The following is a 13,771-nucleotide window of genomic DNA, read 5'->3' on the forward strand; positions in this document are numbered from 1 at the left end:
TACTTCATGTACAACCATCATTTTAAAGGCGAAGCTATAATCACGTTGTGTGCGTTTAACTCGTTGTTCTTGTGCATGTTCCATAAAATAAGTCTCTTAAGGTGTAAACTTATTTCAGGACGGGACACAGCTTAGAATAAAAAAGCCCACTCAAACTGAATAGGCTTTTTTTAAGTTAAATTGAATTATGAATTGGATTTTTGTTCATGTTCTCTCAATAGTTTGGCGACCCAAACCACTAAAATTAAAATCGGAATACCAATTAGAGTTGTCATCAAGAAAAAGTTCGGATAACCGATATTGGTCACAATCGTACCTGAATAACCGCCTAAAATTTTAGGGGTTAAAGTCATTAATGAACTAAAGATGGCATATTGAACGGCTGTGAAAGAAACACTGGTCAAGCTCGATAAAAATGCAATAAATGCCGCACCAGCAAGACCAGAAGCCAAGTTATCAACAATAATCGCAAAATATAACCAAAGCGAACTGTAAGGCTTAATGACCTTACCTTTGATGTCCACATTCTGTTCAGCACTTGCCAAATTAATCGGTTGAATATCAACACCAAGTACACCTGACATATTGGCTGATGTATTCACTTGATACGCTAAATCGACACTCTTTTTCACTACACCATTTTCTAGTAATTGAGCCGTTAGTGTTTTTTGCTTTGCTATTTCTAGCGCTTGCCCTGGAATCGCAGCACTAAAAACACCGGTTTTATCAAGCTTCGCGTCGAATGGTTTAGCATCCAAAATAATTTGAATTTTTTGATTTTCTTTTAACTCACCAGCCAAGTATTGTCCACGCACCACGATACTATTTGCAGTCTCTTGAGCTGAAATCGTGTTATCTGAAGTCACTGGCAGCAACATCATTGCTGAGTTTGAAAAAGCATTATTCAGATACGGTAAACTCACCTGTATTGGATGTTGATTCTTAGACTGATAATCCGCACTGACCTTAATATTTTGATCTGCAGCCAAGACTGCTTTTGGAATTTGAACTGCCCAAGCACCCGTATCATCCGGCGTCGCTGTATATTGCTGCCCTGCTACATTGACAGTGACATCACTCAATGGCTGACCTGATTTGACCAGACCGATAAAAATCAAGTTTGTTGAACTTGCTAAAATCGCACCAACAAACATCAACTTCATAATGTTCATGCGCTGCGCTAGCAAACCGCCAAGGAAGCCACCAACCAAGCTAAATATCACACCATAGACTTTTACAGCTTCGGCAATCTGCTCTTTGGTGAAGTTTAAATCTTGATAAAACACATTAGAAATGACGCCGGCGATAATATCGGAAATACGGTAAAAACCAATAAGTAACAACAGTACTAAAGCCAGTTTTAGACCATAACGCTTAAAAAAATCTGCAACTGGATTAACCCAAGTTTCAAATGCCATCTGCTTATTTACAGCACCTGATTTCACCAAAACTGAACCGATGCCAAAAGCAACCACCGCTGAACCAATAAAGCGCACAGCCTCTAAACAGAACAAGGCGAATGAGTCTGAAATTTGCCACTGCTCTTTCAAGCTTTCAACCGCTACACCTGAATAGATATAACTCAAGACAAAGGCAACCACCGCAGCAAAGAATACCGCGACTAAACGATAATAGTCGGTCCGTTTATAATGCTTTTGTACACGGTCAACTTGCGGCTCACGTATCGATAAAGTTGTAATAATACCAATAACCATCACAGCAGCCATTGCAAGGTAAGTATATTTCCAAGCTTCATAAATATAGTTACCTTTGGCCGTGCCTAAATATGCAGCCAAAAATAACGCCCCTGCACCTGCCACGATCATGCCGATACGATAACCTGCATTATAGGTCGAAGCTAAAACGGTCTGCATTTCAGTTTCTGCCAACTCAATACGATACGCATCAATCACAATGTCTTGCGTTGCGGCAGAAAAACCAAGTAATACGGCTCCAGCAGCCATTTGGTAAATATAGCTTTGCCCTAAAGCTGGGTCTGAAAATGCCATGATACAAATTGCACAGATAATGAGAACCTGAGCGATCAACAACCATGCACGGCGACGTCCGAGTTGTTTGGTTAAAAATGGTACAGGCAACTCATCAATTAAGGGTGCCCAAACAAACTTAAACGAATAGCCAAGTGCAGCCCAACTAAAAAAAGTTACTGCACTTTTATCAATTCCTGCTTCACCTAACCAAAGCGATAAACTGGAAAAGATCAGTAAAATTGGAATACCGGCCGAAAAGCCAAGAAAAAGCATAATCAGCGCACGTCGGTCTAAAAATGCAGTAAAAGCAGATTTCCATCCTGAAGCTTGTGTTGTCATGACTCAGTTATTTTTGTCAAAATCGAATGTTGCTATTCAAGCGCTTAATGACAACGGTTTCAACAACATTTATGAAATCATTGTTTTATTTTATCGATATTTCGCATGCTGTTGCTTGATCTTTGGCATTAAACCTGTATACCTTAATTACATATCTCTATTCTTTAGTTTTTTGGATTCAACAGTGACCCAGCGACTTGAACAAATTCACTCTTCTTTATCAACCACCATTAATGAAACCAACACAAAAAACTTAGCAGAAACAGTAACGACACTAAAGAGCGCTTTTGATCAACCCGAAATACAGAATACTTTAACTAAAACCCAGTTGCAGCCGCTTCAGCTGACGCATACACCTGAACTCAAAAAAATACCAACGTCTACCAAGCGGATCAAACCACTTAATGACTTTTTAGGACAAGATCGTGCCCGAGCTTCGGTCGAGGCTGGCATTGCATTACCCTATTCAGGCTATAACATTTTTGCTGTAGGTACCGCAGGCTTAGGTAAGCGCACCATGATTAAGCGCTTATTACAACAACACGCTAAAAATATGCCAACGCCTTCAGACTGGGTGTATGTCAATAATTTCAAGTTTCCGCGTGAACCGATTGCGCTGAAACTTCCTTCTGGTCAAGCGACAAAATTCCAAACGTTATTACATCAAAGTTGGCAAACTATATTAAAACAGCTTGAACGTCGCTTCACCGCAGAAACCTATCACAATCGCATTGAAATGATTCGCCAACATGCTGGTGATGAACAACATCTTGCTTTAGTTGAATTAACCCGAGAAGGTGAAGAGCTCGATCTTAAACTGATTTCTCAGGATGATGATCATTGTTTCGTTCCGATGCACTTAGTAGATAACAAATACCAAGAAATGTCGAAAGAAGACATCAATGCTTTAAGCAGCAAACAACGTGCTGAAATTGCGTCAAACGTCCGTTATATGGATAAAAAACTTGAACGTCTTGGTCTACATCTTGGTGATCTTGAAGATGACGCACGCGATAAAGTTCAGGTTTTAAACCGTGAAATTGCTAAACAAGTCGTCATGCCGCGTATTGATGTAATTCAAAATAAATTCAGCATGGTTGAAGGCTTGGAAGATTATCTGAAGCAATATGCAGATGACATCATTCAAAATGTTGAGTTTGTGCTTGAGCAAGAAGAAGATGACTTTACACCTGGCCTATTTAACCGCGTGCCATCTCGCTACCAAGCTAACATTATCGCCTCACACAAACCAAATGCTGGTGCGCCAGTTATTTTTGAAGATTTCCCAACCCATTACAATTTGCTAGGTCATGTCGAACAACTGACCCAAAATGGCACCATCACCACAGACTTTACGTTAATCCGTCCTGGTGCATTGCATAAGGCCAATGGTGGATTCCTCATCTTGGAAGCTGAACAACTTTTAGAGCAGCCTTATGCATGGCAAGGTCTAAAACGTGCATTAAAGTCAGGACATTTAAAGCTGTCTTCACTTGAACATATGCTCACGCTAACAGGCAGTATTTCGATTGAGCCTGAAGCTATTGATTTAAATATCAAAGTGATCCTGCTTGCTGAACCTGATATTTATTACGATATTTTAGAACTCGAACCAGAACTGGGCAGTGTCTTTAAAATTCGTGCCGATTTTACCGATACATTACAACGTAATGACATTAATGAGCAGGCATATATGCAGCTGATTGCTGACTATGTGCAAACAGACAAACTTCTGCCGTTTGAACGTACAGCACTTGCTGCACTGTTAACTGATTCAAGTCGTCAAGCTGAAGATCAAAGCTCTTTGTCATTACATGCCCTCACCTTAGGTGATTTGATTCGTGAAGCACATCATCATGCAGCACTTGCTGGCGATAAAATGGTGACAGAAACACATATCAACACCGCTCTTGATCATCGTAAATACCGTCTAGGCTACTTACGTGAATTATATTGGCAAGATCTCACTCGCGGTACACAGTTAATCGAAACCAAAGGTCATCGATTCGGGCAGATCAACGCCCTCTCTGTGATTCAATATGCAGATGTTGAATTTGGTTTACCGTCACGTTTAACGGCTTCGGTTTATCAAGGTGGCGGCGATATTTTAGATATCGAGCGTAGTGTAGAACTCGGTGGTTCTTTACATGCCAAAGGCGTCCTGCTGATGTCGAGTTTCTTAAAGGCACACTTTGGTCGTGAACAAATTTTACATTTCTCTGCTGCCCTTGCCTTTGAGCAAAGCTATGGCCAAGTAGATGGCGACAGCGCAACTGTTGCAGAGCTTTCAGCTCTTATTTCCGCTATTAGCCAATTACCGATCGATCAATCATGGGCAATCACTGGCTCAATGAACCAATTGGGTCAAGTTCAACCGATTGGTGGTGTAAATGCCAAGATTGAAGGCTTCTATGATGCATGTAAATTACAAGGGCTAACAGGCAAGCAAGGTGTGATTATTCCACGCCAAAATATGCAGCACTTGATGTTACGTAAAGATGTGATTGAAGCTGTGCAACAAGGTCAATTCCATATTCATGCCATTGATACCATTGACCAAGCTTTAGAAATTTTGATGGCGCGCCCAGTAGGTACTCTTGATAAAAAAGGTCGTTATAGCAAAGGCTCAATCTATGCTGCTGTCATGGAGCAACTTGAGTACTGGCAAGCGATTGAAGATGGCGCTGAGTTTGAGGAAGAAGAGCCAAAGAAAAAGAAAAAAAAGAAGAAGTCTAAAAAGGCAAAAGATAAAAAGACAAAGAAGTCTGAAGCTCAAGACAGTACTGCTGAAAATGAGAAAGTTGTTGAAGAAAGTCTGACTGAAGATGATCCGTCAGAAATCTTCGATTAGATTATTCATTTGTTGATTTTTCCACCATTCATTGCACTTTAAATGCCTTTGAAATGGTGGAAAAACGCATAACCCTAGACTTTTTAGATAATTAAGTCATAAAAAAAGCGCCTTAAAGGCGCTATTTTTTATCTGTATCCAATGATTAAAATCATCAAATACATATCCAATTAAGCTTCCGGAGCTGGGCTATATTGTTCAACTAAAGGTTGTAATTCACCTTTTTGGAACATATCAAGCATAATGTCACTACCACCGATCAACTCACCATTGATCCATAATTGTGGGAAAGTCGGCCAGTTTGCAATTTGTGGAAGAGTTGCGCGAATATCTTGATTTTCAAGAATATTTACATAAGCAAACGGACGACCAATTTGACTGAGCGCTTCTACTGCACGCGCAGAGAAACCACACTGTGGAAACTGTGGGGTGCCTTTCATGTAAAGTAGAACTGCGTGTTTAGCAATTTGGTCACGAATTAACGCTTCTGTATCGCGTGCTTGTTCAGTCATTGATATATCCTCAATAAATCTGCTTCGCATTATACCCAAAACTGAGTAAAACAATATGACTAAAGCAATATTTCACGTTTTATTTACATTTCAGCTTTTCAAGTGGGTCATATTTTGCTTATATAGACCTCTTGATGCTCATATATATATGGCGTCTCCTCTATATTATTTCAATCACCTGACAAATTAGAGTTAGTCATGAATAACATTACCCTTGCCCCAGTACAAACTGATCAACCATCGCACTTGATGCCAGTATTTGGCCGCCAACCGATCAGCTTTGTCCGAGGTCAAGGTGCTCACCTGTATACCGCAGATGGCACAGAATACTTAGACGCACTGACAGGGATCGCTGTTTGTGGTTTAGGTCACTCACATCCTGCAATTACAGCTGCAATTGCTGAACAGGCAGCGACCCTCATTCATACCAGTAACTTATTTGAAGTGCCTTGGCAAACGGCTGCTGCGCAAAAATTAGCTGAAGTTGCGGGTATGGAAGAAGTTTTCTTCTCAAATAGTGGTGCAGAATCAAATGAAGGTGCAATCAAAATTGCACGTAAATTTGGTCATATGCAAGGTGTTGCAAGCCCTAAAATTATTGTTGCTGATCATTCATTCCATGGTCGTACCATGGCAACGTTATCTGCGACAGGCAACAAAAAAGTTCAAGAAGGCTTTGGCCCATTGGTTGAAGGTTTTATTCGTGTACCTTTTGGTGATATCGAAGCGATTGAAGAAGCTGCAATTCACCACCCTGACATCGTAGCGATTTTGGTTGAGCCGATCCAAGGTGAAGGTGGTGTAAATACTGCACCTCAAGGTTTTAGCTATTTAGAAGATATTCGTCGTATCTGTAACCAACACAACTGGTTAATGATGCTTGATGAAGTGCAAACAGGTAACGGCCGTACTGGTAAATACTTTGCGTATCAACACACCAATATTATTCCTGACGTGCTAACTACAGCAAAAGGTCTAGGCAATGGCTTCCCTATCGGCGCAGTCATGACTCAAGGTCGTGGTGTTGGGGTTTTAACAGCGGGTAACCACGGTTCAACTTATAGCGGTACTGCATTAGGTTCACGTGTGGTTTATACCGTGATTGATACCATTCAAAAGGAAAACCTTGTTGAAAATGCTGCAAATATGGGTGCGTATCTTGTTGAGCAATTCACAGAGCAACTTGCAGAGCAAAACGTAACTGTTCGTGGTTTTGGTTTAATGGTCGGCATTGAATTACCAAAAGCATGTGGCGAACTTGTGAATATTGCGCGTGATGAGCATCACTTGATTATTAACGTAACAGCAGGCTCTGTGATTCGTTTATTACCTACGCTGAACATCAATAAAAAACAAGCGGATATCTTGATTGAACGCATTGTTAAAATGGTGAAAAACTTTCTAGCGTAATTTGTGCCGAAAGTAAAAAAAGCCGCTGATTGCGGCTTTTTTTATATCTTCTTCAAATTTTTTTGTTTTTATGAGGCTTCTTGGTATACACGTCCGCCTGGTAATTGACTGAAATACAATTTTAATGCATCTAGGCAACGATGAATTTTAGTAGGCTGTTGATCACGTTTAGACATCACCGCATATAGAGTAAATGATGGTAAACGCCATTCTGGTAAAACTTCAACAAGAGAACCGTTTAATAAGTCTTTTTGCGTATCTAGATATAATATTCTTGCAATGCCATGTCCTTGTTGACACATTGCTTTTGCAGCAAATACATTATTTGTTGTAAATCGGGAGTGCACATCCAATGCAACCTGCTCTTTAGTCACTGCATTTTCAAATGCAAAATGCTGAAAGTTTTTAACCAAATTTATTTGAACCATATCATGATTTTGTAAATCTTCTGGTCGTGTAATTAAACTGGTTTGGTTGATATAGCTTGGTGCTGCAACGAGAACTTGTTCAACATGTGCCAATGGCACCACATGAAACTGTTGATCATCAATTTTTGAACTCATTCGTAACGCAATATCAATGCGGCCATCAATTAAGTCGATATATTGATTATCTGCTTCTAGATGAACGGATAAACCACGATGTGCCGACATCCAATGTGACAATGCAGGAATCACATGATTCGCACAAATTTCTGGTGTCGATGCAATACGTAATTCACCGACTAAGTCGTCACGAAGTTCATTGATACGAATTTTGCCGCGCTCTGCGGCAGATAGCATCTCTTGGCAACTATGAAAAAAAGCTTGTCCAGCTTCTGTCAAACTTAACTTACGTGTTGAACGATGTAAAAGAATGACTTCCATATCCTGCTCTAGTGAGCGGATTTGCTGACTCACGGCACTCGTGGTAATACCTAACTCACGAGCAGCACCGCTAAACGAATTTTTTTCCACAACGCAAGCAAAGACACCCATTGCTCGAAGTTGATCTAACATAAATTTCCCTCATAAACTTATGAGAAGCTTCATCTTTCGATAAAAGCAACTCATTGTATTATACGGGGATATTTTGCTTTTGCATTATATATTTAATTATTTGGTAAAACTGAAGTTGGATTGATTGGTTTACCATCTAAACGCACTTGGAACTCAAGCATCGTGCGGTTGGTACCCGATGAACCCATCTCACCAATTTGCTGCCCTGCTTTCACAGTATCGCCACTTTTGACATTCATTTTACTGTTATGTGCATATGCAGTGATATAGCCATTAATATGCTTCACCAAAATTAAATTGCCGTACTCTTTAAGACCATCGGCGGCATAGACCACTTGACCATCAGCTGCTGCAAAAATAGGATCACCTGTATTACCTGCGTAACGTGTTCCTTTCACATTCGATGCTAAGTTATAGCCTTGTAATACCGTAGGACGCGATACTGGACTCACCCAACGTAAACTTGAAGAACTGACCACAGGCGTTGGAACTGTAGTTCGAGTCACTGTCGATGGTGTGGTTGAAGCTTGAGTCACGGGCGCTGTTTGCGTTGGCATTGCAATCGTTTGGCGTTGAATTGGTGCCGCTTGAGTCATGGCTTGTGTAGACGTCGTACGACGAGAGCCACTATTTTTAAGGCGAATGGATTGTCCAACATAGATGCGATAAGGCTGCGCAATATCGTTCATTTCTGCAATGCTGACATAGCTCAAACCATAGCGAGCGGCAATGCCACTTAAAGTATCTCCCGAACGAACTGTATAATAATCCGGAGCAGTCGCATAACGGGTCGCATTATTAATTTGTGGTTTTGACGCACAGCCAGTCATGACCAAAGTCGTAACAACCGCAGCAGATAAAACAAGGGTCTTAAATAATGCTGCAGGAGCGGCAATAACGCGATATTGTGACACCAGGGACATCATCTTCCTCACTAATAATTCAAATATAGTCATTATGAATGGGCTAAGATTAGCAAAAATCCACTCTAAAAAAGTTGCGGCATAACCATTTTCACAAAGTTATAACATTAATACTTAAGATTTAGATAACTCTGAGTGCAAGTTATTCAAAATCTCATAGTTTGTAGCATCCATTTGTATAGGCGTTACACTGACATAACCATTTGCAACTGCAAAGAAGTCTGATTCGATATGCGTTAAGCCTTTCTTAGGCTCTGCCACTGCCTCGCCTGCCAAGCCAATCCAATAGACTTGACGACCACGCGGGTCTACATGACTGGTAATCGGTTTGGACTGTAAACGTCTTCCTTGATAGGTCACTTTGGTGCCTTGAAGTTCAGCAACATCTGGAATATTAATATTAAAAATATGTCGTGCAGGTAGCGCGGGTAGTCCATTGGCAATAAAATCATGCACCCATTGCGCGGCGACTGCATAATCTTCTGGGTTATTATAACTACGCACATTTGGCCCAGCCAAAGAGACGGCTAGCGCAGGTTGTTTCATTAAACGGCCTTCAAATGCCGCACCCACTGTCCCTGAATACAGCACATCATCACCCAGATTTGCGCCACTATTGATTCCACTCACCACCAGATCAAATTCGAAGTCGAACAAGCCATTCATTGATAAATACACACAGTCCGCAGGTGTACCATTTACCGCCCACATATTCGGTGCAATTTCGACAGGTCGTAATGGTCGATCTAAAGTTAAAGCACTTGAAAAACCGCTGCGTTCGCTTTCAGGCGCCACGATCACCACACGACCGAGAGGACGCAATGCATGTGCTAAAGCTTGGATACCGGGAGCAAAAACGCCATCATCATTGGCAATTAAAATATTCACAACTAAATTTCCATTACTAAAAAATTAAAAATGACTCGCAAGAACATTTTATTGAAATATATGAATAATTATATATATTTACATTTCAACATCCAGCATAAATGTGTGTGTACAAAATGAATAAAACCGTAGCACTTCGTGGTTTATTGGGCTTTGCTCTAGCAGCTTGCATGACTCAAACTGTGGTCGCAGACAATGACTTCACTCAAGAAGAAGCCAATACCATCGTAAAAGAAGACATTGCATCTGCACAAGTCATGTTAGAAGTATGCCCTGCGATTATTGGTCAAAATGCAAAATTTGATGCCAACATTCAAGCACTCACTAAAACATATCTTGCTGATTATTCTGATAAATCAATGACATTAGAAAAACTACAGTCTGACAGCGAATATAAATCAGTTCTTGAAGAAGCGCGTCAAGCTGCTAAAGAAACTGATAAAGCTGAGCAAAAATCAGTTTGTGATGACGTTTTAAGTTATGAAGGTTAATTGATCATTCAGCTTTGGACGTCCTCTAAATAGGTTAGTCCTTATTGCATCAAACCTGCCAAAAAAAGGATGAAGCCTTATAGCCTCATCCTTTTTTCTTTCACAATGTATTGATTTTTAAACAGCTTCAATACAATTTTCTACTGATCTCTACCAGAAATACGATTAAGCTAAGCAAATAAATTTTAGCTATTTGATATCTTTTAGGTTATTTAACAGGTTATTTAAATGAAAAACTCCTTTGTAAAATCTCTTTGTACCCTTAGCCTTTCTGCTTTTGCTTTCACTACCATGTCTGCACATGCCGCAGATGAAAAAATTGAAGTTACCCCTACACCTCAAGTGACCAGTCAAGAACTTGCAGCTATCTATGTACTATCTGAAGTCTGCCCAAAATTGGTGAATGACAAAGATCAACCAAAGTTTGAAGCGGGTTATGCAAAATTAGCTAAAGAATATATGCCGAATGAAAAGAACCCAGTAAATGCTTTACAGCAACTCAGCAAACAAAAAAGTTTTAAAGACGCTTTAAAAGAAGCGCAGTCTGATGCGAAGAAAGCTGGCGATAAGAAAAATGGTGCGATTTGCAAAGAATTGACTGCTTACAGCAAATAATACCAATTGGTTACAATACTTTTAAAATAAGCGCTTGCACCCCATAGCAGTCCGCCTAGCTTTGTCCTAAAATGCTAGGCTCTTTGTGCTTATACCTAAGTTATTGGAACCACCCAGAATGACCCGAAAAACCGCCCTTGCCGCATTACTACTTGCACCTAGTTTTTCATTCGCGGCAACTGTCCTTTCTGCACCACCTGAATTAAATAATAAATCTTATGTGCTGATGGACTATGAGACAGGGCAAATCCTTGCTTCTAAAAATGAAAACGAAAAATTAGCTCCTGCTTCAATGACAAAAATGATGACCAGTTACATCATTGAGCAAAAGTTATTAAGCGGTGAACTAACTGAAAATGAAAAAGTACGTATGAATGAGTCGGCTTGGTGTCGCGGCAGCAGCACTGAGTCATGTATGTACGTTCCGCTCAACGGTACTGCAACTGCATTAGAAATGTTACGTGGCATTATCATTCAGTCGGGTAACGATGCTTCTAAAGCTATGGCAGAACATATTGCTGGCAATGAAGGCACCTTTGCCCACATGATGAACCAAGAAGCGAAACGTATTGGCATGGTGAATACTCAATTCATCAATGCGACAGGTATGCCAGCTGAAGGTCATTTCTCGACTGCCAAAGATATGGCGACTCTTGCGCAACATATCATTCATGACAGTTCAAAATACTATCCGATCTACTCTGAAAAAGAATTTACGTTCAATGGCATTAAGCAAGGCAACCGTAATGCCCTGCTTTATACTGACCCAAGTGTAGATGGTTTAAAAACTGGTCATACTGAAGAAGCTGGCTACTGCTTAACGACTTCAGCTAAACGTGGTCCTTTACGTTTAATTTCAGTGATCTTTGGTGCGCCAAGCATGAACGAGCGTGCATCTCAAACACGTGAAATTTTAGCTTGGGGTTATGCAAACTTTGAAACTGTTAAAGTTCAACCTGCTAAACAAGTACTTGCAAAAGCAAAAGTTTGGTACGGTAAAGACAATGAAGTTCAAGTTGGCCTAGCTGAAAACTTTAACGTGACAATGCCTAAAGGCGAAGCGAACGCCATTAAAACTCAATTGGTTGTTCAACCTAAATTGACTGCTCCTTTAAAACAAGGTCAAGTGGTTGGTAAATACGTTGCAACGCTTAATGGCAAAGTTATTGCTGAAAAACCGCTTGTTGCTCTACAAAATGTAGAAGAAGCTGGTTTCTTTGCAAAAATGATTGATCACATCAAGCAATTCTTTAGCAACTTATTCTAAGTTTGATGAAAACTCGATATTAAGACTAAAGTGAAAGCATCTAGATTTCGGTCTAGGTGCTTTTTTATTTTATACTGCCTAAAAACCTGTAGATGACTTACCTATGAGCCAAAACATCCGCCCTTATTTAGACACTGCCCCACGTATTGATGACTCTTGCTATATCGATGAAATGTCAGTCTTGATTGGCGATGTTGTATTGGCTGAAAATGTTTCGGTTTGGCCATTTGCTGTGATTCGTGGTGATGTAAACCATATTCGTATTGGTAAAAACTCTAATGTGCAAGATCACTCAATGTTGCATGTGAGTCATAAAAAAGCCGATAAACCTGAGGGTTCTCCACTGATTATTGGTGAAGATGTGACAATTGGTCATCATGTGAAATTACACGGTTGTACCATTGGTAATCGTGTTTTAGTCGGTATAGGTACGATTATTTTAGATGATGTAATTGTTGAAGATGATGTGATGATTGGTGCTGGTTCACTTGTTCCACCAAATAAGGTTTTGGAAAGTGGTTATTTATATGTGGGCAGTCCAGTCAAAAAAGTCCGCCCCCTAACCGATAAAGAAAAAGCATTTTTACCGTATTCAGCGCAGAATTATGTGAAGGTGTCGGGGAATTATAAATAAAATAGATTTTGCATAAGATGTTTTATATAAATATAACTAATACATGTAACTGCCAGGCCTTGATAAGAAAATTAGTAACACTTTACGGTCTTTGCAACATCTTAGCTTAAATTCGATCAACTATTTCCAAAGTACGAAATAATATATTTTGGAAACAGTTGACGAGAATTTATATAAAATATTAAGCAGATTGGTTTATAGTATTATCTCTTAAATTTTTCTGCTTGACAGTTTCTTGAATTTCAGCAATCAGCTTTTCTTTAAATCGTTGTGATTTAGCTGTTTTATTATTCCCTCCATTCTCTAAGTACAACCTCCTAGTTATAGCAATAGCTTCCGACATATTTTCTAAAACGGAATCTTCATCAACTTTATCAATGCTATTTATATTTGGCTTGTGATTTTCAACAGTTAAACAAATTGAAGCATATAAAATATGAAATTTAATATCTGAGCTCTGATTGGACTCTAATCCCTCAATGTTTCTGTATAGCTCTTCAATTTTTTTACCAATGTGGCTTACTAAATAAAAAACATTTAATGGAGTATGTTCTGAGTATAGTAAATTATAAGAACTTTCATCATCTAATAATGATGATGGTCTTGCTCGAGCATAGTCTGGTTTTTGCATTAGTACAGAAATCAAACATTGGGACATAAAAGGGATACTAATAATTTGTTTAGGTTTTTTACCTTCATTTTTATAGAAGTTTTTACGTCTATCGGGCTTTGTTGCACAAACCTATCTGTAAAGGCTTTTTCAGCGATATAATTTTCAAATGAAGAAGCCTACACACAAAATCTATCGCACAACCAATTGGCCCGCATATAACCGAGCACTCATGAGTCGCG

At 39.6% G+C, this 13,771-nt stretch carries 12 protein-coding genes; 6 read left to right on the forward strand and 6 right to left on the reverse strand.

Features of this window, described 5'->3' with window-relative positions; genetic code table 11:
• Window positions 1–185 precede the first annotated feature (185 nt).
• A complete protein-coding gene (locus tag FTV38_RS15180) occupies window positions 186–2,330 on the reverse strand; it encodes an MFS transporter (RefSeq protein WP_180022915.1) in 2,145 nt (714 codons plus the stop codon).
• Between the two features lie 184 nt (window positions 2,331–2,514).
• Here FTV38_RS15180 and FTV38_RS15185 point away from each other — a divergent pair, with 184 nt between their 5' ends.
• Window positions 2,515–5,181, forward strand: a complete 2,667-nt coding sequence (locus tag FTV38_RS15185) for an ATP-binding protein (protein WP_180022916.1) — start codon at window positions 2,515–2,517, stop codon at window positions 5,179–5,181.
• A 170-nt stretch (window positions 5,182–5,351) separates the two neighbouring features.
• Here FTV38_RS15185 and grxD read toward each other — a convergent pair whose 3' ends face one another.
• Window positions 5,352–5,693, reverse strand: coding sequence for a Grx4 family monothiol glutaredoxin (gene grxD, locus FTV38_RS15190; RefSeq protein WP_067762767.1), 342 nt, complete (start codon window positions 5,691–5,693; stop codon window positions 5,352–5,354).
• Window positions 5,694–5,891: 198 nt separating this feature from the next.
• Here grxD and FTV38_RS15195 point away from each other — a divergent pair, with 198 nt between their 5' ends.
• A complete protein-coding gene (locus FTV38_RS15195) occupies window positions 5,892–7,103 on the forward strand; it encodes an aspartate aminotransferase family protein (protein WP_180022917.1) in 1,212 nt (403 codons plus the stop codon).
• A gap of 68 nt (window positions 7,104–7,171) precedes the next feature.
• Here FTV38_RS15195 and FTV38_RS15200 read toward each other — a convergent pair whose 3' ends face one another.
• From FTV38_RS15200 to surE, 3 genes are all read right to left on the reverse strand, one after another.
• The gene (locus tag FTV38_RS15200; RefSeq protein ID WP_180004878.1) at window positions 7,172–8,101 is read right to left on the reverse strand and encodes a LysR family transcriptional regulator; all 930 of its coding nucleotides are present in this window, start codon (window positions 8,099–8,101) and stop codon (window positions 7,172–7,174) included.
• 92 nt (window positions 8,102–8,193) lie between these two features.
• Window positions 8,194–9,024 carry a peptidoglycan DD-metalloendopeptidase family protein gene (locus tag FTV38_RS15205; protein WP_180004908.1) on the reverse strand — a complete coding sequence of 277 codons (831 nt, stop codon included), beginning with the start codon at window positions 9,022–9,024 and terminating at the stop codon, window positions 8,194–8,196.
• A 114-nt stretch (window positions 9,025–9,138) separates the two neighbouring features.
• The gene (gene surE / locus FTV38_RS15210; RefSeq protein WP_078190173.1) at window positions 9,139–9,912 is read right to left on the reverse strand and encodes a 5'/3'-nucleotidase SurE; all 774 of its coding nucleotides are present in this window, start codon (window positions 9,910–9,912) and stop codon (window positions 9,139–9,141) included.
• Between the two features lie 116 nt (window positions 9,913–10,028).
• On the opposite strand from surE, the gene FTV38_RS15215 reads away from it, so the two are divergent.
• From FTV38_RS15215 to FTV38_RS15230, 4 genes are all read left to right on the forward strand, one after another.
• Window positions 10,029–10,403, forward strand: coding sequence for an MCR_0457 family protein (locus FTV38_RS15215; protein ID WP_078190174.1), 375 nt, complete (start codon window positions 10,029–10,031; stop codon window positions 10,401–10,403).
• A 228-nt stretch (window positions 10,404–10,631) separates the two neighbouring features.
• Window positions 10,632–11,018, forward strand: coding sequence for an MCR_0457 family protein (locus FTV38_RS15220; protein WP_180022918.1), 387 nt, complete (start codon window positions 10,632–10,634; stop codon window positions 11,016–11,018).
• 118 nt (window positions 11,019–11,136) lie between these two features.
• On the forward strand, window positions 11,137–12,285 hold the full coding sequence (gene dacC, locus FTV38_RS15225) for a D-alanyl-D-alanine carboxypeptidase PBP5/6 (protein ID WP_078191838.1): 1,149 nt from the start codon (window positions 11,137–11,139) through the stop codon (window positions 12,283–12,285).
• 103 nt (window positions 12,286–12,388) lie between these two features.
• Window positions 12,389–12,919, forward strand: a complete 531-nt coding sequence (locus FTV38_RS15230; protein ID WP_180022919.1) for a gamma carbonic anhydrase family protein — start codon at window positions 12,389–12,391, stop codon at window positions 12,917–12,919.
• Window positions 12,920–13,100: 181 nt separating this feature from the next.
• Here FTV38_RS15230 and FTV38_RS15235 read toward each other — a convergent pair whose 3' ends face one another.
• Window positions 13,101–13,550, reverse strand: a complete 450-nt coding sequence (locus FTV38_RS15235) for a hypothetical protein (protein ID WP_180022920.1) — start codon at window positions 13,548–13,550, stop codon at window positions 13,101–13,103.
• Window positions 13,551–13,771 lie beyond the last annotated feature (221 nt).

It is taken from the genome of Acinetobacter sp. YH16044 (assembly GCF_013417145.1).
In the GTDB taxonomy this organism is placed as follows: domain Bacteria; phylum Pseudomonadota; class Gammaproteobacteria; order Pseudomonadales; family Moraxellaceae; genus Acinetobacter; species Acinetobacter amyesii.